This window comes from Aquabacterium sp. (assembly GCF_029946005.1).
Classification (GTDB): Bacteria; Pseudomonadota; Gammaproteobacteria; order Burkholderiales; family Burkholderiaceae_C; genus Aquabacterium.
Map to the genome: position 1 here is coordinate 219,935 of NZ_JAQSDR010000015.1, position 21,369 is coordinate 241,303.

At 65.9% G+C, this 21,369-nt stretch carries 20 protein-coding genes; 6 read left to right on the forward strand and 14 right to left on the reverse strand.

Annotation, left to right across the window (positions count from 1 at the left end):
• Positions 1–14: 14 nt before the first annotated feature.
• The gene (gene tsaB, locus PSV38_RS12335) at positions 15–785 is read right to left on the reverse strand and encodes a tRNA (adenosine(37)-N6)-threonylcarbamoyltransferase complex dimerization subunit type 1 TsaB (RefSeq protein WP_300547817.1); all 771 of its coding nucleotides are present in this window, start codon (positions 783–785) and stop codon (positions 15–17) included.
• Between the two features lie 41 nt (positions 786–826).
• Here tsaB and dacB point away from each other — a divergent pair, with 41 nt between their 5' ends.
• Both dacB and PSV38_RS12345 read left to right on the forward strand, forming a co-directional pair.
• Positions 827–2,377, forward strand: a complete 1,551-nt coding sequence (gene dacB / locus PSV38_RS12340) for a D-alanyl-D-alanine carboxypeptidase/D-alanyl-D-alanine-endopeptidase (RefSeq protein ID WP_300547819.1) — start codon at positions 827–829, stop codon at positions 2,375–2,377.
• Positions 2,374–2,679: a SemiSWEET transporter gene (locus PSV38_RS12345; RefSeq protein WP_300547820.1), complete on the forward strand. Its 306-nt coding sequence runs from the start codon at positions 2,374–2,376 to the stop codon at positions 2,677–2,679. Before dacB ends, PSV38_RS12345 begins: the two co-directional genes overlap by 4 nt.
• On the opposite strand, the gene PSV38_RS12350 is transcribed toward PSV38_RS12345, so the two are convergent.
• The 4 genes from PSV38_RS12350 to purE form a co-directional block, all read right to left on the reverse strand.
• Entirely contained in the window at positions 2,670–3,992 is a 1,323-nt protein-coding gene (locus PSV38_RS12350) for an SGNH/GDSL hydrolase family protein (RefSeq protein WP_300547822.1), read from the reverse strand. The genes PSV38_RS12345 and PSV38_RS12350 overlap by 10 nt on opposite strands.
• Before the next feature lie 68 nt (positions 3,993–4,060).
• Positions 4,061–5,122, reverse strand: coding sequence for an L-threonylcarbamoyladenylate synthase (locus PSV38_RS12355; protein WP_300547824.1), 1,062 nt, complete (start codon positions 5,120–5,122; stop codon positions 4,061–4,063).
• A gap of 10 nt (positions 5,123–5,132) precedes the next feature.
• A complete protein-coding gene (locus PSV38_RS12360) occupies positions 5,133–6,323 on the reverse strand; it encodes a 5-(carboxyamino)imidazole ribonucleotide synthase (RefSeq protein WP_300547826.1) in 1,191 nt (396 codons plus the stop codon).
• A complete protein-coding gene (gene purE / locus PSV38_RS12365; RefSeq protein ID WP_300547935.1) occupies positions 6,320–6,796 on the reverse strand; it encodes a 5-(carboxyamino)imidazole ribonucleotide mutase in 477 nt (158 codons plus the stop codon). Before purE ends, PSV38_RS12360 begins: the two co-directional genes overlap by 4 nt.
• Positions 6,797–6,880: 84 nt before the next feature.
• Here purE and PSV38_RS12370 point away from each other — a divergent pair, with 84 nt between their 5' ends.
• Genes PSV38_RS12370 through PSV38_RS12380 form a run of 3 tightly spaced genes read left to right on the forward strand, consistent with a single transcriptional unit; the run spans position 6,881 to position 9,624 of the window.
• Positions 6,881–7,849 carry a tetratricopeptide repeat protein gene (locus PSV38_RS12370; protein WP_300547827.1) on the forward strand — a complete coding sequence of 323 codons (969 nt, stop codon included), beginning with the start codon at positions 6,881–6,883 and terminating at the stop codon, positions 7,847–7,849.
• Positions 7,850–7,870: 21 nt separating this feature from the next.
• Positions 7,871–8,776, forward strand: a complete 906-nt coding sequence (locus tag PSV38_RS12375) for an alpha/beta hydrolase (RefSeq protein WP_300547829.1) — start codon at positions 7,871–7,873, stop codon at positions 8,774–8,776.
• The gene (locus PSV38_RS12380) at positions 8,773–9,624 is read left to right on the forward strand and encodes a sulfurtransferase (RefSeq protein WP_300547831.1); all 852 of its coding nucleotides are present in this window, start codon (positions 8,773–8,775) and stop codon (positions 9,622–9,624) included. The genes PSV38_RS12375 and PSV38_RS12380 overlap by 4 nt, the downstream gene beginning before the upstream one ends.
• Before the next feature lie 3 nt (positions 9,625–9,627).
• On the opposite strand, the gene PSV38_RS12385 is transcribed toward PSV38_RS12380, so the two are convergent.
• The 9 genes from PSV38_RS12385 to glcE form a co-directional block, all read right to left on the reverse strand.
• Entirely contained in the window at positions 9,628–10,200 is a 573-nt protein-coding gene (locus tag PSV38_RS12385) for a hypothetical protein (protein WP_300547833.1), read from the reverse strand.
• Between the two features lie 46 nt (positions 10,201–10,246).
• Positions 10,247–14,551 (reverse strand): PilC/PilY family type IV pilus protein, encoded by a 4,305-nt coding sequence (locus tag PSV38_RS12390; RefSeq protein ID WP_300547835.1) that lies wholly within the window; start codon positions 14,549–14,551, stop codon positions 10,247–10,249.
• 26 nt (positions 14,552–14,577) lie between these two features.
• Positions 14,578–15,219, reverse strand: a complete 642-nt coding sequence (locus PSV38_RS12395) for a hypothetical protein (RefSeq protein ID WP_300547837.1) — start codon at positions 15,217–15,219, stop codon at positions 14,578–14,580.
• Positions 15,219–16,298, reverse strand: a complete 1,080-nt coding sequence (locus tag PSV38_RS12400; RefSeq protein WP_300547838.1) for a PilW family protein — start codon at positions 16,296–16,298, stop codon at positions 15,219–15,221. The genes PSV38_RS12395 and PSV38_RS12400 overlap by 1 nt, the downstream gene beginning before the upstream one ends.
• Entirely contained in the window at positions 16,295–16,708 is a 414-nt protein-coding gene (locus PSV38_RS12405; protein ID WP_300547839.1) for a pilus assembly protein PilV, read from the reverse strand. Before PSV38_RS12405 ends, PSV38_RS12400 begins: the two co-directional genes overlap by 4 nt.
• A 7-nt stretch (positions 16,709–16,715) precedes the next feature.
• Entirely contained in the window at positions 16,716–17,315 is a 600-nt protein-coding gene (locus PSV38_RS12410) for a GspH/FimT family pseudopilin (protein WP_300547841.1), read from the reverse strand.
• Between the two features lie 2 nt (positions 17,316–17,317).
• Positions 17,318–17,758 carry a type IV pilin protein gene (locus PSV38_RS12415; RefSeq protein WP_300547843.1) on the reverse strand — a complete coding sequence of 147 codons (441 nt, stop codon included), beginning with the start codon at positions 17,756–17,758 and terminating at the stop codon, positions 17,318–17,320.
• A gap of 293 nt (positions 17,759–18,051) precedes the next feature.
• The gene (gene glcF / locus PSV38_RS12420; RefSeq protein WP_300547845.1) at positions 18,052–19,323 is read right to left on the reverse strand and encodes a glycolate oxidase subunit GlcF; all 1,272 of its coding nucleotides are present in this window, start codon (positions 19,321–19,323) and stop codon (positions 18,052–18,054) included.
• A complete protein-coding gene (gene glcE / locus PSV38_RS12425) occupies positions 19,301–20,461 on the reverse strand; it encodes a glycolate oxidase subunit GlcE (RefSeq protein WP_300547846.1) in 1,161 nt (386 codons plus the stop codon). The genes glcF and glcE overlap by 23 nt, the downstream gene beginning before the upstream one ends.
• A 56-nt stretch (positions 20,462–20,517) precedes the next feature.
• Here glcE and PSV38_RS12430 point away from each other — a divergent pair, with 56 nt between their 5' ends.
• Positions 20,518–21,363 (forward strand): carbon-nitrogen hydrolase family protein, encoded by an 846-nt coding sequence (locus tag PSV38_RS12430; protein ID WP_300547848.1) that lies wholly within the window; start codon positions 20,518–20,520, stop codon positions 21,361–21,363.
• The last annotated feature ends 6 nt before the right edge of the window (positions 21,364–21,369 follow it).

The following is a 21,369-nucleotide window of genomic DNA, read 5'->3' on the forward strand; positions in this document are numbered from 1 at the left end:
GTGGATTGTCGCGCTCACAGGCGCTTGGCCGCCAGGCGTTCGGCGGTGGTTTGCGCCACTTTGTCGCGCACGTACAAAGGCAGGGCCAAGGCGGCGTCCAACAACTCACCTCGCGCCCAGGCTTGTCGGGCGAGGGTGGCCAGGGCGGCGCCACGGGGGGCGGCTTGGGGCCAGGTGGCCTGGGTCAACCCCTCAAATGCCAAAGGGTGCGCCAACAGGGCGTTGCCGGCCACGCGGTGCAGGCCGGGAGCCTCGGCCCAGCGATCACGGGGCACGCCCAGCGCCCACAAGCGGGGCTCGGTGTCGGCTTGCCAATGGGTGCCTTGCCAACGGTAGGCCGCCACGTACAACTCGCCCATGCGGGCATCCTGGGCCACCCACAGGGTGTCGCCCTCGGACCAGGCGGCGGGATCGGATTGGCGGGCATCTTCCGCCACGGCCATCAGGGTGTCCAGCGAGATGACGGGACAGTCGGCGGCCAGGGCCAGCCCTTGCGCCAGGGAGCAGGCCGTGCGCAGGCCGGTAAAAGCGCCCGGTCCCCGGCCAAAGGCGATGGCATCCAGTTCAGACCAACTCAGGCCGGCGTCGGCCACCAGCTTTTGCAGGGCGGGCAAGGTGGTGCTGGACGCCTGAGCGCCGCCGCCTACTTCCAGCGCCTGCACCTGGTCGCCCAGCACGAGGGCCAGGTGCACCACTTCGGTCGCGGTGTCCAGCACCAAGAGGCGCGGCTGGGCCACGGCGGGGACGGCGGCAGGCAAAGGAGAAATCGAATCAGCGGGCGACATGGCCGGGAGTGTAGCCAACGCCGCCCTTCTATGATGCGGCCATGACGGTCACTTGCTCCCATCGCCCCACCGCGTCTTGGCGTGACGCACTTCTGTTGGCGCTGTTTTTATCCCCGCTGAGCGCAGCCTGCCAAGCCGCGGCCGAGCCCCCCTTCGCGCCAACCAGAGAGCCCCCCTGGCCCCCGACCATTCAGCAGGCCTTGCAAGCTGCCCAGGTGCCCGCCTCGGCCGTGTCGATGCTGGTGCTGCCGGTCGATGGCGGCCCAGCCCGGCTCAGCCTGGGTGCCAACACCGTGCGCACCCAGGCTTCGGTGATGAAGCTGTTCACCACGGGCGTGGCCCTGCAAACACTGGGGCCCGCCTTCACCTGGCGCACCCAGGTGGCCCTTGGCGGACGCCTGCGGGCCAACGGCGTGCTGGAAGGCCCGCTGTTGATGCGCGGCGATGGCGACCCCAGCCTGGTGATCGAGCGGGTGACGCTGATGATGACCCGCTTGCGCGCCGCCGGCCTGCGCGACATCCGCGGTGATTGGCTGCTGGACCGCTCGGCCTTCGCTGCCATGACACCGCACGATGCCGCCGCGTTTGACAAGCAACCGCTGAGAACCCACAACGCCGGTCCCGACGCCCTGCTGGTGTCCCACCAGGCCTTGACCTTGCGTCTGCGCCCGGACGCGGCCAACCCGGCTTGGGCCAGGGTCAGCGTTGAACCCGAGATGAGCGGCTTGCGCCTGGATGCCAAGGTCCCGCTCGACGACAAGGCGGCCTGCAGCGACTGGCGCGAGTCCATGTCCCTGGAGCTGCGTCCCGATGCGCCGCCCGCCCTGGGCTGGAGCCTCACCCTGAAAGGCCGCTACCCCACGGCCTGCGGCGAGCGCGACTGGCCTGTGCACTGGCCCGGCGGCGAACAACAAGACCACACCGAGCGCGTGCTGGACATGGCCTGGCGCCGCTCGGGCGGGCTTCTCAAAGGCCGGGTCCAGGCCTCGGGCCCCTGGCCTTTCGAGACGCCCGCCTGGTTTACTTGGGAGTCGCCTCCGCTGGCCACCGTCGTGCGCGACATCAACAAGTTCAGCAACAACGTGATGGCCCGGCAGTTGTTCCTGACCCTGGGCCGCGATGCCGCCCCGACCGAACTCAGCCCAAGAGGCCCGGCCACGCTGGACGCCGCCCGCGCCCGCGTGACGCAGCACGTGGTGCAGGCCACCACCGACGCGACCACGGGCACCTCACCCTGCGGCAACGGCGTGCTGGTGATGGACAACGGCTCGGGCTTGTCGCGCACCGAGCAGGCCTCGGCCGCGTGCGTGGGGCGCTGGCTGCAGGCCTTGTGGGCCAGCCCGGCCATGCCCGACCTGCTGGCCTCCTTGCCCATCGCCGGCGTGGATGGCACGGCGCGCAAGATGACGTCGGTGGCAGGCCGAGCCCACCTGAAGACCGGCTCGCTGGACGGCGTGGCCTCGGTGGCCGGGGTGGTGCTGGGTGATTCGGGGCGGCGCTACGTGGTCGTGGGCGTGGTCAACGACCCCCAGGCCGACGCCGCCCGGCCACTGCTGAGGGCGCTGATCGAGTGGACGGTGCACGACCAATGAACGCGCTTCAACACCTGGTGACTTTTCTGGACCCCACCTGCGTGGAGACCATTGGCTCAGCGGCGGCCGTGCTGACCACCGGCTCTTTCATCCCCCAGGCCCTGCTGACGTTTCGCACACGCGATGTCAGCGGGATCTCGCTGGGGATGTACAGCGCCTTCACGCTGGGCGTGGGGTTGTGGCTGCTGTACGGCCTGGCCCTGGGCTCGTGGCCCATGACCGTGGCCAATCTCGTCACCCTCAGCCTGGCGGTGGCCATTCTGGGGATGAAGTTGCGCTTCAGGCGCGGGGATCAGAGCTGATCGCGGACGCGGGCGATGGCGATGGCGGCCAGGCTGTTGTGACCCACGGGTGCCAGATGGGTCTCATCCGCCCAAAGGTATTCTGAAAAATCCGTCGTGCCGACCAATGTGTTGGAAGTGCAATTGAGCAATGCCGCCTTGATGCGGAGTTCTGGGGGGGACGCTGGAATAGGCGCACCGTCAGGCAAGGTGGTCTTGGCGATATCGCAAGCAGCCGTGCTGCCATAGCTGGCCGCCAGGTTCTGTATCTGCGTGTAGCCATCCACTTTCACAATTTTGTGGCCATTCGTGGTCACGCTCAGTACCAGGCCGCCTAGGTTGTTGTAGCCCTCGTTGAAAGCCTTCGTCAGCTCGGTGGCCAAGCCACTTTTGCCGGCCGCGACGGCCTTTGGTGACTTGCCCATGTCGGGCACCGTCAGGAACACCACGCGGGCACCCGTGGTGATGATGTCGTTGATGACGCCCGCCAGTTGAGCGCCCTTCTCACGCATGCGGATGAGGGCGGCTTCCTCCGTCGCAGGGGTGAGGACCACCTCGTCAAACGCCGCCATGATGTCGTTCTGGCCAGCCAGGATGGTGACCAGCACGCCATCGTGCAACTCGCCGCGGTGAAGGTCCTTCTGGGCCTGAACCTGGTCGACCTTGGCGCCCCAGGCGGCATAGGACCGCCCATTGCCAGAATCCTGGGGGCAATCCGCAGTGCCACCCAAGGTCAGGCCTGTTCCAAAGTCCTTGGCAAAGAGCTGAACCCAGTTGCCAATGAATCCACCCAAGCCAGAAACGCTGTTGGGTGAGCAATCGTAGAAGCGATCAGTCGTGCGCCAGACCTGCGTGGTAGGGGCGGTTGAGAACGACCCCACCTCTCGTTGATTCACCACCTGCAAGGGCAAATTTTGGGCGGTCTGGCCCGTGAAGGCTTTAAAACTGGAGCTGGTGACGGTAAATGTTGCGCCGGTGGGCGCGATGAGAACCCTTTGCGCAAGCGGGCAGGTCTCTGCCGTGTTCACGCCGGGATCTATCGAGCAATACCAGCTGTTCTCGGACAACACATTGATGGTGTAACGCGAACCGCTGTAGGCCACGCGTGTGCCATTGACATCGGCCGACACCAGGGGGGTGCCAGACGCTGACGTGTCATCAAACGCACTGTGCTCATCCCCGAACGCGATGATCTGCGTGGGCTGGAAAGCCTTGACCCGGTCACCCCCACCGCAACCCGCCACCAAGGCAGCCGCGCTCAAACAGGCGGCCACCGCCACGCCCGTGCGGCGTGAGTTCTTCAGGAGTCGGGTGGTATCAGGGATGCGGAACATGGACACTCCAAAAGGATGAGGGGCGGTCAAGCAGGGCCGAAGCTTACTAGAGTCGCGTAAAGGTGGTGTTAAGCGGCCGCCGCGCGGGCAAGCCGGTCGCGAACGCCGTCCCAGACGGGGTCGACCGGGGGTTTTTCAACCCAGATCAACTCCACGCCCAGGGCGTCGAGCTCGCGCAGGTCGGAAAACAAATGGTGCGCCGCGCTGATGGCATCGGCGGGCATGGCGCGCTGCACCACGCCGGGGCTGGCCGGGCGGTGCGCCCACAGGCTGCGCGAGTAAACGGCGATGCCCGGGGGCGTGGCCGCTTTGTTGGCCAGCGCCTTGGCCGTCAACTCGGGTTCGATCAGGTCCAGCGCCGAGGACAGTTGCGTGTCGCTCATCAGGCGCAGCTTGGCGCGCGGAGCGTAGTGCGCGGCCAGGGTGCCGGAGGCGCGCGGCGCGTCGGTGTCGGGGGCTTCGGGCGTGGACAGGCCCACAGGCTCGCCAGCAGCGGCTTCGATCTCGTCGCGGGTCAGGCGACCGGGGCGCAGGATGACGGGATGCGCGCGCGTGCAATCGACGATGGTGGATTCGATGCCCACCTCGCACAGGCCGCCTTGCAACACCCAGACTTCGTCCAGGCCGCTGCCCTGATCCTGGAATTCGTCGATGACGTGTTCGGCGCGCGTGGGGCTGATGCGCCCGAATCGGTTGGCGCTGGGCGCGGCCACACCCATCACACCCAGGCGGGCGGCGGCTTGCAGCAGCTTCAAGGCCACGGGGTGATCCGGGCAGCGCAGCCCGATGGTGTCTTGGCCGCCCGCAGAAGCCGCGGCCATGCCGGGGGCGCGCGGCACGATCACCGTCAATGGGCCGGGCCAGAAGCGGTCCATCAGTTGCTGAGCCACCAAGGGCACGGCGGCGGCGAACTGCCAGGCGGCTTCGGCATTGGCCACGTGCACGATCAGCGGGTGGTTGCTGGGTCGACCCTTGGCTTCGAAGATGCGGGCCACGGCGGCATCGTCGTCGGCGCGGGCGCCCAGGCCATAGACGGTTTCGGTGGGCAGGGCCAGCAGGCCGCCATCGGCCAGGCGCTGGGCGGCTTGTTCGATGGCATCAGGTTGTGTGGCGGGATCGAGCAGTCGCATGGGTGGCAGTTTAGAAAGGCTCGATGCCGAGGACGGCAGCGGCTTTCAAGGCCACATTGCGTGCAAGGTCGGCGGTGGCGGCGGTCACGGTGAGGTGGCCCATCTTGCGGCCACGGCGCGCGTCCGTTTTGCCATACAGGTGCAGGTGGGTGCCGGGCAAGGCCAGCACGGCGGCCCAGTCGGGTTCGCGCTGCACGGTCGAATCACCGTCAAACCACAAATCGCCCAGCAAGTTGAGCATGAAGCAGGGGCTGTGGAGTTGCGGGGCCACCAGGGGCAGGCCGGTCATGGCGCGCACCTGCATCTCGAACTGCGACACGTCGCAGGCGTCGATGGTGTGGTGGCCGGAGTTGTGCGGGCGCGGGGCCATTTCATTGGCGACCAGGCTGCCATCCTGCAGGATGAAAAACTCCAGGCACAGCACGCCAACGTAGTTCAGCGACGCGGCCAAGGTCTGCGCGGCGTTGATCACCTGCGTGGACAAGGCTTCGCTCACGCCTGGGGCAGGCACCGTGGTCACGGCCAGGATGCCGTCGCGGTGCAGGTTGTGCTGAACCGGGAAGTGCACGATCTGGCCGTCCCGGCCCCGGGCCACGATCACGCTGACCTCGAAGGCAAGGGGCAGCATCTTCTCGAGCACACAGGGCACGTGCTTGAGTTCGTCCCAGGCCTGGGCCAACTCGGCCCGGGTCTTGATGCGGACCTGGCCTTTGCCGTCGTAGCCCAGGCGGGCGGTTTTGAGGATGCCGGGCAGCAGGTCGTCGCTGATAGCAGCCAGTTGATTCGGCGTTTCGATCAGGGCATAAGGGGCGCAGGGCACGCCGCTGGCCACGAAGTGGGCCTTTTCGCGGGCGCGGTCCTGACAGACCAGCACGGCCGAACCGGCGGGCGCCACCGGGCGGCTGAGCGCCAGGGTGTCGAGCGACTGGGCGGGCACGTTCTCGAACTCGGTGGTGACGGCCGCGCACAGGCGGGCCATCTCGGCCAAAGCGGCCGCGTCGAGGTAGTCGGCTTTCAGATGGTGGTGGGACACCAGACCGGCTGGGCTGGCAGGGTCGGGGTCGAGCACCGCCGTGGCGTAACCCATGGACTGGGCCGCGTGCACGAACATGCGGCCGAGCTGGCCACCGCCCACGACGCCCAGCGTCGTCGGTTCGTGGCTGCCCAGTGTGGCGCCCGGCAAGATCACATCGAGGGTCATGGGGCGTCCAGGCTCAGGTCTTGGGTCATGTTGCGGGCCACTTCGGTCTGGCGGGCACGGAAGGCATCCAAGGCATCGCGCAGGCCGGTGTCGTTCTGGGCCAGCATGGCCACGGCGAACAAGGCCGCGTTGCCGGCACCCGACGTGCCAATGGCAAAGGTCGCCACAGGGATGCCCTTGGGCATCTGCACAATGGAATGCAGGGAATCAACCCCCTGCAGGTGCTTCGAAGGCACAGGCACGCCCAGCACGGGCACCGTGGTCTTGGCCGCCAGCATGCCCGGCAGGTGGGCCGCGCCGCCCGCCCCCGCGATGATGGCCACCAGCCCACGCTTTCGCGCCGCCTCGGCATAGGCGAACATGTCGTCGGGCATGCGGTGGGCTGAAACCACCTTGGCCTCGAAGGGGACACCGAACTCGGTGAGAATGTCGGCAGCATGGCGCATCACGTCCCAGTCACTGCTGGAACCCATCACCACGCCAATCAAGGGAGTCGCGTTGTTCACGGCTCGCTCCTCGCTCTGTAAAACCTGCAATTTTAGGCGCTTGCTGCCACCATGATCGACATCACCCTTGAGAACTTTGAAACCGACCTGCTGGCCGGCTCCGCCCAACAGCCCATCCTGCTGGACATCTGGGCCCCCTGGTGCGGCCCCTGCAAGGCGCTGGGCCCCGTGCTGGAAAAGCTCGAAGTGGATTACGCTGGGCGTTTTCAACTGGCCAAGCTGAACGCCGACGAGCAGCAGGAGATCGCGGGCCAGTTGTCCGAAATGTTCGGCGTGCGCTCCATTCCCTTCTGCGTGATCTTCGTGGGCGGCCAACCGGTGGACGGCTTCGTGGGCGCCTTGCCCGAAGCCCAGATCCGCGAGTTCCTGGACAAGCACGTGCCCAGCGAAGGCGCCATCGCCTCCGAGGCCGAGACGGTGCAAGCCGAGCAACTGGTGGCCGAAGGCGACACCGCCTCGGCCCTGGACCTGCTGGAAGACGCCCTGGCGCGTGACCCCGGCAACGACGAAGCCCGCTACGACCTGATCAAGCTGCTGTTGGCCCAGGGCAACCCGGTGGCCGCCGCCAGCGTGTTCGAGCCGATCGCGTCGCGCGCCACCGGCCTGCTGGCCGAGCCCCGCGTGACCGCCTTTGGCCGCTACATCACCGCCGCCCAAGCCGCTCCCGACCTGCGCCCGGCCGCGGTCCTGGCCGAAGCCCTCGTTGCCAACAAACGCGATTTCGCCGCCCGCTTCGAGCGCGCGCAGCAGCACTTCGCCGTCGGCCTGTTCACCCAGGCCATGGACGAGCTGCTCGAAATCATCATGCGCGACAAGACCTGGTCGGAAGAGCTGGCCCGCAAGACCTACGTGGCCATCCTGGAAGTGATGACCAAGCCCATCCCCAAAGCCTCCGCCAAACCCGCAGCCGCGGCGGCCGACACCAAAGGCAAGCTGGAGATCGCGGGCAAGCACGAGGTCGCCAGCGCCGACCCCGTCATCGACCAATACCGCCGCAAGCTGAGCATGGCGCTGTTCTGACCGCCCTCAAGAAAGCACCCCATGGACATCACCAGCCAACGCATCGCCCTGCCCTCGCCGAGCGCGAACCAGCCTGAGGCCTGGCTGGATTGCCGCCTGGCTGGCCCCGAGGACGCGCCGCTGCTGGTGTTCCTGCATGGCTTTCCGGAAGCGGCTTTTGCGTGGGACGAGTTGCTGGCCCATTTTGGCGAGCACTACCGTTGCGTGGCGCCCAACCTGCGCGGCTACCCAGGCTCGTACTCGCCCCCCGAGGTGAAGGACTACCGCGCGCAGCTGATCGGGGCGGATGTGCTGGGTTTGATCCAGGCCTTGGGCGCCCCCGCCGCCGCCTTGATCGCGCACGACTGGGGTGGTGCCATTGCCTGGGGACTGGCCGCCATGGCGCCACAGATGATGGAGCGCCTGGTGATCCTGAACGCGCCCCACCCGGCTTTGTTCATGAAAGCGCTGCGCCACGACCCCGCCCAACAGGCGGCCAGCGAGTACATGAACCTGCTGCGCCGCCCCGGGATCGAAGCCTATTTGCAGGCCGATGATTTCGCCAAGATGTGGTCCTTCTTTGAGCGCTTTGGCGGCGCCACCTGGCTCACGCCCGCGCTGCGCGATCAATACCGCCAGGCCTGGTCGGCGGGCTTGAATGGCCCGCTGAATTACTACCGCGCCTCCCCCCTGCACCCGCCCACGGCGCCCACCGACGCGGTCATGCACTTGACGCTGCCCGAGGCCATGCTGCACGTGAACATCCCCACCACCGTGATCTGGGGCGAGGCCGACCTGGCCCTGCCGCCCAGCCTGCTCGATGGGCTGGAGGCCTATGTGCCACACCTGCACGTCACCCGTTTGCCCGAGGCCACGCACTGGCTGGTGCATGAAGAGCCCGCCGCGGTGATCCACGCCCTTCAAGCCGCCTTGAACCGATCCGCATGAGCCCCCTTCATCCACCTACCTTGATCTCGGCCGCTGAGCTGGCCGCCCTGTTGCCACAGGCTGGCACCGATGTGCTGGTGCTGGATTGCCGCTTCAGCCTGGCCGCCCCTGGCGCTGGTCAACAAGCCCATGCACGAGGCCATTTGCCCGGCGCCGTCTACGCCAACCTGGACACGGATTTGTCAGGCCCCAAGACGGGCCTGAACGGCCGCCACCCGCAGCCCACGCCCGAGGCCTTCTTGGCCACTTTGCGCCGCTGGGGCCTGCAGGCCCAGACCGAAGTCATCGCGTATGACGATGCTGGCGGGATGTTTGCGGCGCGCTTGTGGTGGATGCTGCGCTGGATGGGGCACCCGGCGGTGCGTGTGCTGGATGGGGGGTGGGCGGCTTGGCAGGCGCACGGGGGTCCCGTCAGCACCGAGGGGTCTTCGCGCACTCCGTCGATGGCCTCATGGACCCCACACGACGAACACCTGACCCGCATCGACTTTGTTCAAGCCCACCTGGGCAACCGCGGCGTGATGCAACTGCTCGATGCCCGAGCGCCCGACCGGTTTCGCGGCGAGAACGAAACGCTGGACCCGGTGGGTGGCCACATCCCGGGGGCCATCAACCGATTTTTTCAGCTGAACCTGGGGGCTGATGGGCGCTTCAAACCGGCGCAGGTGTTGCGCGATGAGTTCACGGCGCTGCTGGGCTCGCAGCCTGTCGGCACGGTGGTGCACCAATGCGGCTCGGGCGTCACGGCCTGCCACAACCTGCTGGCGATGGAGCACGCGGGGTTGGCAGGCTCGCGGCTGTATGCGGGGTCGTGGAGCGAGTGGTGTGCGGACCAGGGGCGGCTTTAGGATTCAGCCTTGCCCCAGGTTGTCAAAGTCCACCTCAACCCGGATCAGTGACTTGACGATGCGGCCCTTGACCTGGCCGGGCGTGAAGTGGGCGTTTTCAAAGGTGACGCGGGCCGCACGCTCCAGCACCTCCGGCAGAGGCACACCTTCGAATTCGATTCGGCCCACGCGGCCGTCAGCCTCGATGTACAGGTTCAAGACCACGGTGTAGCGGGCAGCGTCGTTGAAGGTTGCCGGGAACGGCAGCACCACCGGGGCGGTGGGCTGCGGGGCCACTGTCAGCCAGCGGCGGGGCACGTAGCCGGCCAGGTCGATGGCGCTGTCGCCATCTTGCACCGATGCTGTCGCCAGCCCGGGGCCGGGCTCGGTGTTCTCGGCCTGGCTTGCCGGGCTGATCGCCGAGTCCATCACCGCCGATTCAGACTGTGCCGCAGCTTGGTGGGAATCCGTATCCGCGACGCCGCCTGAGCGCAGACGGACCTGAACCGAGTGGCCTGGGCGGGTCTGCGCCTGCGCCTGGCCATCGGCCGGACGGCTGGCCCAGACCAGCATCGCCGCATGCAATGCGACGACCATGGCAATGCAGGCGCTCAACCGATGACGCATCGCCGACTCGGGCCGTTCAGTTGTTGATCAACTCGCGCCAGGCTGCGCGCTTGAATCCACCACCACCGGGAACCTTGTCTTCGTCTTTGATGTCGTCCCAGGTGATGCTGCCATCGCGGTTGCGCCCCCCGATCTTGATCCTGCCATCGACGATGGCGATCAAGCCCCCGACCCCGGACGTCGACCCCAGGTAAGAGCCGATGCCCCCCAGGCCACTGACGGCCGATCCCGTTTTCTGATCGAAGATGTACCGCCAGCCAGTTTCGCCCGAAGCCGTGCAACTGCTCGTGCCTGGTATGACGGAATAGGCCACCAGAATGCCGTAGTCCGCTTTCATGTTGATGGCCACCCGTTCTTTGCTGGTGGGCAGGTCAACACGCCAGCCCGCCACCCCGGCCGCCGACAGGTTGACCGCGTTGGTCGAGGCGGTTCTGACCGAACCCGTGGTGATCACCGTTTGCTGGACCACGGCCCCGTTGGCCCGCACATCGCCCCAGTCCGAGGCGGTCAAGGGATCCTTGATCGCGTAGATAGCTTGCTGGGTGGCGTCGCTCAGGTCGGGGGTGCCGAGGTAACGGCCCGTGGCCACGAACACCATGGGGTACTTCACGGTGCCGTACTTCACATACGACAGTTCGGGACGAGTTGTGATGGGCTGTGGCGCCGCAGCGCTGGAGCCGACCAGGAAGGACGCTAGGCGCTGCGCCTTGCCGTTGGGCGCCACCACATTGTCAATGTCGAAGCGCCACAAGTTGCCCAGCAAATCCCCACCATAGAAGCGCGAGGCGGTGTTGTTCGATGGCGAATCAATCCAGGCATTGATTCGCGCCAGCCCGCTGGGCGTGCCCACCGTGCCAGCCGGCGTGGTGCCAGAGGTGTAGGTCGGGATCTTGGCCAGTTGCACACCGGTGTTGGCGTTGAGCACGTACAGGTAGCCGTTGCCGGTGTTGTTGTAGCCCGAGGCGAACACCACCACCCAGGTGCCATCGGCACGTTTGGTGATGATGGGATCCCCGTAGGTCAGGCCCAGGTCCGGATCCTTGGCGTCGGTGGCGGTGACGCTGGCCGCGCCTTGCGTGAACTCCCAAAGCACCGAAGGACTGGCCGGATTGGTGATGTCCAGGGCGTAGTAGCCCTTGCCTCCGGCATTGAAACCGCCCACCAGGATGGACTTCCAGGTGCTGCCGACCACGATGTCGCCCACGATCGGCGAGCCATCCACGGAATACTGGTGGTAGTTGCCATAGTCGGCATTCGCCAGGCGCCCCAACTTGGGCATCACGGCCGTGGGCACGAACGCCCACAGCTCGACCCCCATGTCCGCCCGCTCGCCAGAAAAGGCATGCAACATGCCATCGTTGCCCCCCACGTACACCACGGCGCGGCGCAATGCTTTGGCGGTTTTGAAAGCGGCATAGCCAGCATCGATGTAGCCAAAGGGTGGTGCCGCCAAATACACCGGTTCGCTGTTGATGATGTCGCCCAAGGCGCTGACCCGTCCGCGGAACAAGGGGTTGGCGGCATTGCTCTCTTCATAGGTGTTCACGCCGCGCAACCAGTTGACCAGGTTGGTACCGTTGTTGGCCAGGGTGAGTTGCCCTGCCGACAAGGCCGTGCACTGCTGCGGATAGATCGTGACTGAATCCGACACCGACTTGCTGCAGAAGTTGGTGAAGTTCGTGTTCAGGCCATCGGTGGTGAGGTTGGTGGAATTGAAGGCCACCAAGGTCGTCGTGCCAGGTTTTCGGTAGTAGATGTTGCGCCGATCCGTGGCATTGGCGCCGCGCAGCGCGAGGTTGTCAACCCCCGCCTGGGCCGATCCGGCCAGTGGCGTGGTCGAAATGGTGCCATTGGAAGCCACTGTGTAGGCGACCATGTCGCCGGTCCAGTCCACCGTGGTGTACGAGGTCGCGAAGGCCAAGTTGTCATTGCCCGACGGCTTGGCGGAGCTGATCGCCAACGCAGCACCGGCGCCAGGCGTCTTTCCCATGCCCGCCAAGGCGCCACTCAAAGCCACGGTCAGGTCGGTGGCGTTGTTGGCGCCAAAGTACTGACCCCGGCCATTGACCGCCGCGTGCCACAAATCATCCACGGTGGTGACCGAACCGGAAACCGGCGCAGGCCACAGCAAACTCCCCGCGAGCAATTTGTAGTAACTCGAGGTGGGATCCGTCGCGTGATCCAGGTAGTAGCGGTCGTACGTCAAGGCCCCGTTGACGCCCAGCCCCAGCGTGAACGTGGTCATGTGCTGCCAGGTGGCCGTGTCGCGGCCAGACACGGTGAGCAAGCTGTTGTCACACACATCGGTGCCCAGGGCCCCGGTGCAGTTGGCCAGGGCGCTGGTGCGCAGGTCGGTCATGTAGTAGTACTGGGCCACGTCGGCCAGGGTGTTGGAGCTGCCGCCCGAGCCGCCAGTCACCGTGGTGGTGGGGCCGCCGGTCGTGGTGCCCAGCACCACCGTGGTGGGTGAGCTCGTGGCCGTGGCCGTGGCCGGGCCTGAGGCATAGGGGCCGCCATTGGAGGCCGGCCGGGATGCGCCAGTGCTGATGCAGGACGAGGACGTGGCGCTGGCGTAGCCCGAGGTGGTCGGCCATGAGGCCAAGGCAGGCGCCGATGGCGATGGGTCGGTGGTGGTGGTGCTGGACCCGGCAGGCCCCGTCACCGCCGTGCTGGAGCTTTGCACGCCCGCCGTGGTGGTGGTGGTCACCGTGGTGGTGGTGACAAAGTCCTGCAACTGCACACGCGTGCCACTGACCGACGGCGTAACCGCCAAGGCGGTGGTGGTTTTCTTGACCGGAGAGAAGCACGAGCAACCACTGGCCGGGGAGAAGCAACTGCCCACGCTGTACGTGTAACCCTCATAGGTGTACTTCTGAGCCACCGTCACGGCGGTGTTGGTTTGCCGTTGCTCGCTGACCGTGGACACCGTTTGCGACGTGGACGTGGCGCCATCGCTGAAGGGTCGCACATCCGCGCCGTCTTGCTGTCCGATGTCGGTGGTGCCGTTCAGTTGTTTGGGGTTGCTGCCGTCGTTCCAGTAGCCATCGGTGGACAGGAAGGCGTAGCTGCGCTGACAGGCGTACTGCATCGGATCATAGGTTTGCCCTGAGACCTTCTTGGCAAAGTAGCGGCCGGCCTTGGACAAGGCGGTGCGCAGCGGGGTGCCGCCATTGGGCGTGGCGTTGTAAAGCCGCTCCATGAACAGGCTGCGCTGAGCGCTGTCGTAGTCCCGAACGTTCAAAAAAGCATTGCCCGCCGAGATGGTGGACAGCGTGTTGCTTTCAGTGATGCCCGTGTTGTTGATGGTCGAAAAACCCACGCGGTAGCGATTGGTCAAGGGCTGGAAGGCGCGGCCTGCGGCGGTGCGCGTCATCAGCATGCGAGTGCGGTAGTACTGGTACCAGTTGGCGTAGTTCTGCGCTTCACTCGATCCCGCGGTCACCACCACCCCGGTGAACTTGCCATCGCCCGCTTCACCCGCGGGGTTGCCTGGATGGCTGATGCACTCGTTCTTGAAGGTGGTATTGCTCACGCCCGAGGTGGTGTAGGTCCAGCCCATCTTGGTCTGGGCACCCGTGTACCTGTAGTAAGTGCTGTTCGCCAGGTTGTCAACCTGCAGTTCGTTCACCTTCCAATCAGCGGCCGAGTCGGTACCGTTGTAGCTGGTCACATTGATGGTGATGGTCCGGGTGCAAGAGAACAGGCAAATGCCGGCATTGGCGACGTTGGTGACGGTGCCGATGACCCAATGGTTCTCATCGTTGGCATCCACCGCCGTGATCACGTCACCCACAGACCAAGGCGGCAAACCGCCCAAGAAGTTGAAGCCATTGAACAGGCCCGCCAGAAAGCCACTCGTGAACTCAAACGATTTGCTGCCCGTCCCCGTGGTGACATTGCTGCCGCTGTAGTAAGCGGTGCCGCCGCTCAGCGTGGGGCCAAAACCGTTGGGATTGGCAGCGGAAAAACTGGCATTGGGAAAGCTTGAGCCATCTGCCTTCAAAGGGGGTGAGTAGGTGAACGTCGGGTCATACGCCACGCCATTGCACTGGGCGGACTTGTAGCCATACGTGGTGGTGTAGCTGGAGGCGGCGGTGTTGACGTCGTCGGGCATGTAGTCCCAACCCATGCTGCCGGAGTTGTCCAGCACAAACAGGATGTTGGGCTTGGTGCTGGTAGTTGACATGGTGGCCAGCGGTTCATTGGCGATGCTGGTGGTGGCGGCCATGACCTGGGTGGGCGCGCCCAGCAACAGGCCGGACACCGTCAACCAGGCGGCCAGCAGCCAGGTTTGGGCTCGCGATGAAGTGGGCTTGTTCATGATGGTTCGACCTGTCCTTTCAGACCTTAGTACTGCACGATCGTTTCCGTGAAGCTGGTGGTATCGCGCGAGCCAGTGACTCGCACCACGATTCGAAAATACTGGCCGATGGCCGAGCCTTCGGCCGCGCATTTGCCACCGCCGGCCGAGCAGGCTCCATTGCTGGAGGGTTCACCGCCTGACGAGGTCAATGGCTGAGCACAGTTGCTGGTGCTGAGCGCACCGGCGCTTTGGCACAAGCGGAAGATGATGTATTGGGCGGTGTTGCCATTGCTGATGGCGCCAACATCATTGGGCTTCAGGCAGGCGGCATACGAGCCCCCGCAGTCGTTGCCGCCCCAGTCCACCAAGGTGCGGGTGGCCGGTGATCCCAACTGCCCGGTGACGTCCAGGTTGATTGGCGCATTGGCGTAGTAACCTACGCGTTCCGCCGAGTTCGCGGTCAGATCACGCCCGGCTTCGGTCAGCAAGGTCGTGGCCGCGCGCGTGGCACGCTCTGCCGAGGCGGTGGCGTCCTGCTGGAAGCCGATGTTGCCCAGGATCCGCGAGCCTGAATCCACCGACCGCACCAGCGCAATAGCCGCCAACATCATGGAGACCAGGGTGATCATGGCGAAAATCAGGGAAGCGCCTCTCTGACGGCCCTTGGGCGCGCGTGGGGTATTCATCATTGGTTCCACACCACGTTGCGCATGGGCACCACCGTCTCGAAGACCTTGTAGCGGTACTTCTTCCAGTTTGCCGAGTCTGAAGGGCTGACATCCAGCGTCACGCATTTGCTGGATCCCTTGCACGTCTCGCTGCCGGTGACCGCGGCCAGGGGGCCTACATCCCAGACCAGCGAGCTCGTGACGTCTTCTTTCTCTCTTTGCGCGCTGCGCGCCACAATCAGCAGACGGATCCCTTTCACCAGACGCCATTCCGCGCTGTCGAGCGGGGCCACGGTGTCGTACCGCACCACAGGACCTTCGGCCACCGCGGCTTTGCCGTACAGCGCCTTGAGCAGCACGATCTGCGGGAACATGTCTCGCGCGTCGCCCGCCCCCAACTCCTGGCCCCGCAAGGTCCAGGTTAATGGGTTGACGGAGTAAACCCGCCGCACCGGCGCGCTGCCCAGGTTGAGCAAGGCGCTGCCCGCCGGGTAGCCCGTGGTGGGCATGATGAAGGACAGTGCCTTGTTCCAGTTGCTGGTGTTGGCAATCTGGATCTGCGTGGTGCTGTCGGAGGCCGAACTGGTGGCCTGGAACAAGGTGCAGTCGTTGCCGCCAGCTGGCCAGCTGGCGGAGACGGCCACCAGCATGTCGCCCGTCGACACGCCCCAGGTCGAAGGCACGGTGAACGACACGTCCGTTCGGGCGTGGTCCACCGACACCTTGAGCGGCACCGAGTAGTCGCTGCCCTGGCTGTACAACACGGTCAGGGTGTCCGATGCGCCGCTGGCGCCAAAGGCGATGTGGACCGGCACCAGCGGCGCACTGCTGAGCACGGTGGTGCCGTTGTTCTGCGCGGTGGTGGGGCAACCCACAGCGGCGGGCATGGCCGACAAGCCATACCCGGCCATCTGGATGTCTCGCTGCAATGCATACAGGGCCAAGGCCCCCGTCACCTGGGCATCGCTGCCACTGGTGGTGGTGCGCTTGTTGCCTTCGGATTGCAGGAACACCTGGGCGATCACCAGGGTGGTCAGCAAGCCCAGGGCCACGGCCACCATCAGCTCGATCAGGGTGAAACCGCGCGCGCGCTTCATGGCTTGATGCTCGTGGACATCACGTATTGGTGGGCATCCCCATTGGGAGGCCGCCACGTGATGGTGATGGAGACGTCGCCTAACTTGGCTGCATCGACCGTTTCCACAGTGACGAGCGGTGCGGTGTTGTTGGTGGGCAAGGTTTGCTGCACTTTGGCCAACCACATGGCGCATTGCGTGTTGCTGGCGCAGCTGCCGGTGGTGTAGCTGCCCAGGTTGTTCACATCGGCCCACATGAGCCCGACCAGTTCGGTCGCCAGGTAACTGGCCTCCGTCCTGGCCTTGGCCTCGGTCTGCGCGCGGGTCATGGCCGCCTGCAGGGCCACCAAGGCCACCACGCCCACGGAAAAGATCAGCACGCTGATCAACACCTCGATCAGCATGAAACCGGTTTGCCGAGGTCTGCGCATGGCCTTCTTAATTGGTGACACTGTTGTTGCAGGCGCGGGTGTCGCCGCTGTTGGCGAGCACGCGCGTATCGCACATGCGGCCAATGCCCCCCAGGGACACTTCGACCTGCAGGGGGTAAGTTCCGTCCGCGCTGGTCACCGCGATGCGGCGAATGGCCGTCGCAGTGGAGGCGTTCGCAATTTGCCCAAAGCCGTTGAAGGTGATGGACGTGGCCGCAGCGTCGGCGGCATTCGTGGCGGACACGGTGGCCCCGCCGCCATCGGCCACGGCGCCTTTGGCCACCACCATGGGCGATGTGGTCGTGGACGGGGTGTCATGGCAATGGCTGGTGGGCGCCTCCTGGCTGACCACCCACGAGCCGCTGCTGGATGACAGCGTGCACCCGCTGGTCAGGTTAGAGACCAGGGAGAAAGTCACCGGCCGGTTCAGGCGCACCGCTTCCATGCGCGCCTGTTGCAAGCCATTCTGAATGGATTCAGCCGTGTTGCGCACGCGGGAGTTGCGGATCCAGTCGCCCACACTGGGCATGGCGGCCGCCATCAGGATGCCCATGATGGCGATCGTGACCACCACCTCGATCATGGAGATGCCGCGTTGCGTTTTCATGATCAGCAGTCCGTGGTGGACTTTTTGGCCCAGCAGTCGTTCAAGGTAACGGTGCTGCCTTTGAACTTCGTCGTGACCTTCAGTCCAGCCTCATTGATGGTGTAGGCGTCGCCACTGGTCGGTGTACCTGCCGCGCCAGTCGCCGTGAATGTGTAAGTCGAGGCCGTGCCGGCGCACGTGTACGAAAAATACTTGCTCGACGATGCCACGCATGGCGTGTTCGTCCCCACGTAAGACCGGTTGTCTTGGTAGGACTGCTCCATCCGGACTTGCATCGACGACAACATCGAGAAGCCTTCCGCCAAATCCCCACGCCGGATGTAGTCCGTGTATGCCGGATACGCCACCGCCGACAAAATGCCGATGATGGCCACCACGATCATCAATTCGATCAGGGTGAAGCCCCGCGCCAAACGGCGAGAAACAGACAGTTCATTTTTCATCACGGCACCTCGGCTTAAATCAGGACCACTCATGGCTACCGACCTTATCGGCAGCGGCACTCGTTACTGAATGTGCGTGTCCTCCAGAAGCGACCGCTGGGGCACCCAGGTCGCCAATACCGGACTTTGTTCACGCCCATCAACACGCTGTTTGCCCTAAGGAGGGCATTCCAGTCATGCCAGATCGTCGCGCAGGTGAGCGCGCCGCGCTGGGGCGAACAAAGCCCCCGGCGGCGGTCTATTTCAAGGTTTGAAATGCGGGCGGGGCCATGTGAAGCCCGCCCGGCCTGGCCTCAGCCGGTCAAGGCTTCGTCCAGCAACTCCACCCAGTGCTTGACTGGCGTGGCGGTGCCGCCCTGCAGGTGCGAGATGCACCCGATGTTGGCGCTGGCAATCACGTGGGCGCCCGCAGCCTCCAGGGCCTGCACCTTCTGGTCGCGCAACTGCCGCGACATCTCGGGCTGCAACACGCTGTAGGCGCCGCCCGCACCGCAGCACTGGTGGCTGTCTCGCGTGGCCAGGCGCACGTCAAAACCCAACTGGCGCAAGCCGGTTTCGATCGGGCCGGGCTTGGCCGCGCTGCTCAGCTTCAAACTGTGACTGAGGCTGCACGGCGGGTGGAAGGTGACCGAGCCCAGCGAGCCGATGGGCCTGCGCGCCATGCGCCGCGACAACATGGGCACCCACTCTGGCAGCAATTGGCCGGGATCGCGCACCAGGTCGCCGACGCGGCGGGCTCGGTCGGCGTACACCGGGTCGTCGGCCAGCAGCTTGCCGTAGTCGCGCGTCCAGGCCCCGCAGCCCGACGCGTTGACCACAATGGCCTCGATGGGCGTCTGGCCTTCAATCAAGGGCCACCAGGCGTCGATGTTGGCGCGCGCCCGGTCCTTGGCGCCATTGACATCGCCCAGGTGCCCCTGGATGGCGCCACAGCAGCCCGAAGCGGGGGCCACCACGGCGCGCACGCCCACGGCATCCAGCACCCGGGCGGTCGAGGCGTCAATGTGGGGCCGCAACGCCGGTTGCACGCAACCCTTGAGCATCAGCACCTGCCGCGTGTGCAGGCTCTTCTTGGGATCGGGCCATGCGGGCGGTGGCAAAGGCGCGCGCAGGGGCACCTGGGCGCGCAGCTTGGCCGGCAACAAGGGCCGCACGGCCTGACCCAAGCGCAATGCAGGCGCAAACCAACGCGAAGGCATCACCGTGCGCAAGGCCCAGCGCATCAGGCGCTCCTGGCGCGGGCGCTGCACGCGCTCGTCCACCACGGCCTGGCCCACGGCCAGCAGCTCGTGGTACGGCACGCCCGAGGGGCAGGTGCTCTCGCAATGGTTGCAGCCAATGCAGCGGTCCAGGTGCGTTTGCGTGGTGCGCGTGGGCGCCTGCCCTTCGAACACCTGCTTCATCAGGTAGATGCGGCCACGCGGGCCGTCCAGCTCATTGCCGGTCAGCTTGTAGGTGGGGCAGGTGGCGTTGCAAAAACCGCAGTGCACGCATTGGCGCAGCACCGCCTGGGCCTGCTGGCCTTCGGCAGTGGATTCGAACTCAGGAGACAGTTGCGTTTGCATGAAGGCGACCGGTGTTGAACACCCCATGGGGATCGAAAGACAGCTGCACGCGCTGGTGCAATTGGCGCAGCACGGGCGACAAGGCAGCCTCGTGCACCAGAGGCTGAACTTGGTGGAAGACAAAGGGCTGTGCATGGCCACCAGCGCGCGCAGCGGCCTCGAACACCACCGTGGCCGGTGCCGACGTGCACACCCAGCGTTGGGCACCAAACCACTCGGTGAGCTGTTCGCCGGGCAAGCCGAGCGGCGCGGCGGTGGGGGGCACCGACACGCGCCACAAGGTCACGCCGTTCTGCCCGGATTGGCTCACCGCCTCGCGGGCCCGCTGGAAAAACTCATCGCTGTGGTCACGCAGGCCTTGCCAGAAGGGATCGGCCGAGGGCTGGGCGATCAGCTCGCCCTGGCGTTCAAGGCACAGGCGTTGCACGGCGGATTCGACCGCAGCCCGGGCCCCGCGCAGGCGCAGCACCAGCAAGTCATCCCACCAGGCCGAGGCATCCAGTGGCAAAGGCTGAGCCGCCCACTGGTTGACCTGGACGAGTGCTTCTGTCTCCGCCATGTCGATGCGGATCGTGGCGGTGGCCACCGGTTGGGGCATCACCTTCAAGGTCACGTCCAGGATCACGCCCAGGGTGCCCATGGAGCCCGCCATCAATCGCGACAGGTCAAAGCCGGCCACGTTCTTCATCACCGAGCCGCCAAAGCGCAGCACCTCGCCACGGCCGTTGAGCACGCCAGCGCCCAAGACGTGGTCGCGCACCGCGCCCCGGCTAACGCGGCCTGGGCCGCTGAAGCCGCTGGCCACGACGCCGCCGATGGTGGGGCCCACGCCCTGCGCATCGGGCTGGAAAGCCCAGCGCGGTGGCTCAAAGGCCAAGTACTGGCCACGCTCCATCAGCACTGCTTCGATCTCGGCCAAGGACGTGCCAGCCCGCGCCTTGATCACCAGTTCGCTGGGTTCGTATTGCTCGATGCCTTGCCAGGCGCGCGTGTCCAGCACCTCACCCCGAGAGGCATCGCCCAGGAAGTCCTTGCTGCCATGGCCACGCACGCGCAGCACCGCCCCGCGTTGGGCAGCGTCATTCACCTGGTCCACCAGGGTGGTCAGTCCAATCGGGGCATGGGCGGCATCGAGCATGATGGGCACAAGGATAACCGTGACAATGGCCCCGCCCCGCCACTACCATCGTGATCATGAAAGTTGCTGCCCTTCAAATGGTGTCCACCCCGCGCGTGGACGAGAACCTGGCCCAGGCGCAAACCCTGATCGCGCAAGCCGCGCAGGCTGGGGCCGAGTTGGTGGCCCTGCCCGAGTACTTCTGCCTGATGGGCCTGCACGATGCCGACAAGCTGGCCATCGCCGAGCCCCTGGCCGATGCGCTGGCGCCCGATCGCGTGCTCAGCCCCATGCAGGCCACGCTGGCGGCGGCCGCCAAGGCGAATGGGGTGTGGGTGATCGGCGGCACCCTGCCCTTGCAAAGCCACGATGCGCAACATGCGTTCAACAGCGTGCTGGTGTTCAACCCGCAAGGCGAGCGCGTGGCCCGTTACGACAAGATCCACTTGTTTTGCTTTGACGATGGCCAGCGCTGCTATGACGAGTCGGCCACCTTGTTGCCAGGCTCAGAGCCCGTCGCTTTCAACGTGACCGACCGAACCGGTGGCACTTGGCGCATCGGCCTGTCGGTCTGCTACGACCTGCGTTTTCCCGAGCTGTTCCGCGCCCTGGGCCAAGACCAGCCCTGCGACCTGCTGGTGCTGCCCGCGGCCTTCACGCACACCACGGGGCTGGCCCATTGGGAGTTGCTGCTGCGCGCCCGCGCGGTCGAGAACCTGTGCCATGTGCTGGCCCCCGCGCAAGGCGGCGAGCACGAGAACGGCCGCCGCACCTTTGGGCACTCAATGCTGATCGGGCCCTGGGGCGAGGTGCTGGCCGTGCAGGCCGAGGGTGCAGGCATGGTGCTGGGTACGCTGGACCGTGAGCACCAGGCCATGGTGCGCCAACAGTTGCCCGCACTCACGCACCGCGTGCTGGGCTGATCGCGC

Bases quoted from the DNA above. Each gene is read 5' to 3' on its own strand.
- PSV38_RS12350 (WP_300547822.1), bottom strand. From the start codon at position 3,992: ATGTTCCGCATCCCTGATACCACCCGACTCCTGAAGAACTCACGCCGC.
- PSV38_RS12375 (WP_300547829.1), top strand. From the start codon at position 7,871: ATGGACATCACCAGCCAACGCATCGCCCTGCCCTCGCCGAGCGCGAAC.
- PSV38_RS12345 (WP_300547820.1), top strand. From the start codon at position 2,374: ATGAACGCGCTTCAACACCTGGTGACTTTTCTGGACCCCACCTGCGTG.
- PSV38_RS12370 (WP_300547827.1), top strand. From the start codon at position 6,881: ATGATCGACATCACCCTTGAGAACTTTGAAACCGACCTGCTGGCCGGC.
- PSV38_RS12405 (WP_300547839.1), bottom strand. From the start codon at position 16,708: ATGCGCAGACCTCGGCAAACCGGTTTCATGCTGATCGAGGTGTTGATC.
- PSV38_RS12410 (WP_300547841.1), bottom strand. From the start codon at position 17,315: ATGAAAACGCAACGCGGCATCTCCATGATCGAGGTGGTGGTCACGATC.
- PSV38_RS12380 (WP_300547831.1), top strand. From the start codon at position 8,773: ATGAGCCCCCTTCATCCACCTACCTTGATCTCGGCCGCTGAGCTGGCC.
- glcF (WP_300547845.1), bottom strand. From the start codon at position 19,323: ATGCAAACGCAACTGTCTCCTGAGTTCGAATCCACTGCCGAAGGCCAG.
- tsaB (WP_300547817.1), bottom strand. From the start codon at position 785: ATGTCGCCCGCTGATTCGATTTCTCCTTTGCCTGCCGCCGTCCCCGCC.
- dacB (WP_300547819.1), top strand. From the start codon at position 827: ATGACGGTCACTTGCTCCCATCGCCCCACCGCGTCTTGGCGTGACGCA.
- PSV38_RS12385 (WP_300547833.1), bottom strand. From the start codon at position 10,200: ATGGTCGTCGCATTGCATGCGGCGATGCTGGTCTGGGCCAGCCGTCCG.
- PSV38_RS12355 (WP_300547824.1), bottom strand. From the start codon at position 5,122: ATGCGACTGCTCGATCCCGCCACACAACCTGATGCCATCGAACAAGCC.
- PSV38_RS12415 (WP_300547843.1), bottom strand. From the start codon at position 17,758: ATGAAAAATGAACTGTCTGTTTCTCGCCGTTTGGCGCGGGGCTTCACC.
- PSV38_RS12360 (WP_300547826.1), bottom strand. From the start codon at position 6,323: ATGACCCTCGATGTGATCTTGCCGGGCGCCACACTGGGCAGCCACGAA.
- glcE (WP_300547846.1), bottom strand. From the start codon at position 20,461: ATGCTCGATGCCGCCCATGCCCCGATTGGACTGACCACCCTGGTGGAC.
- PSV38_RS12390 (WP_300547835.1), bottom strand. From the start codon at position 14,551: ATGAACAAGCCCACTTCATCGCGAGCCCAAACCTGGCTGCTGGCCGCC.
- PSV38_RS12400 (WP_300547838.1), bottom strand. From the start codon at position 16,298: ATGAAGCGCGCGCGCGGTTTCACCCTGATCGAGCTGATGGTGGCCGTG.
- purE (WP_300547935.1), bottom strand. From the start codon at position 6,796: ATGGGTTCCAGCAGTGACTGGGACGTGATGCGCCATGCTGCCGACATT.
- PSV38_RS12395 (WP_300547837.1), bottom strand. From the start codon at position 15,219: ATGAATACCCCACGCGCGCCCAAGGGCCGTCAGAGAGGCGCTTCCCTG.
- PSV38_RS12430 (WP_300547848.1), top strand. From the start codon at position 20,518: ATGAAAGTTGCTGCCCTTCAAATGGTGTCCACCCCGCGCGTGGACGAG.